Source organism: Fretibacterium sp. OH1220_COT-178 (assembly GCF_003860125.1).
Lineage (GTDB): Bacteria > Synergistota > Synergistia > Synergistales > Aminobacteriaceae > CAJPSE01.
The window spans coordinates 1-508 of record NZ_RQYL01000081.1 but is presented as its reverse complement, the minus strand read 5'-3'; the positions used below and the strand labels follow the sequence as shown (position 1 = coordinate 508).

Genomic DNA, 508 nt, shown 5'->3' with positions numbered 1-508 from the left:
CTTGCACGCAATCGGTTTAGGCTACTCCCCTTTCGCTCACCACTACTCAGGGTATCTCTTCGATTTCTTCTATGTCCGGCTACTGAGATGTTTCACTTCGCCGACTTCGCCCCCGCATACGCGGGTCTCCGGCCTAAGCCGGAGGGGTTGCCCCATTCGGACATCCCCGGATCTAGGGTCGCTTGCACCTCCCCGGGGCATTTCGTCGCTTGCCACGTCCTTCTTCGCTGTCGGATGCCATGGCATCCTCCGTGTGCCCTTAGTACTTTTCTCTCCAATACAGCTTTGCCTTCTATTCGGTTGTCAAGTTACACAGGGAAAATACAGACAAGCCATAAAGGGATTCGAGCTTCGGCCCGGGCAAAAAACCCGTGCGACAGTTCGCGTTTGCGACTTTCTCGGCTTTACGCCGATAAAACAGCAAGACTTTCGTCCATTCGGAATCGAAAATTCCAACGGACTCCGTCTCCTTAGAAAGGAGGTGATCCAGCCGCACCTTCCGGTACGG

General features: G+C 54.5%; 1 protein-coding gene and 1 rRNA gene. Both read right to left on the bottom strand.

Annotated elements, in window-relative coordinates:
- Positions 1-273: ribosomal RNA gene (locus EII26_RS12920) — 23S ribosomal RNA — on the bottom strand; the annotation flags it as partial.
- 19 nt (positions 274-292) lie between these two features.
- The coding region (locus EII26_RS13520) for a hypothetical protein (protein ID WP_233572765.1) at positions 293-508 on the bottom strand (216 nt) is incomplete at its 5' end.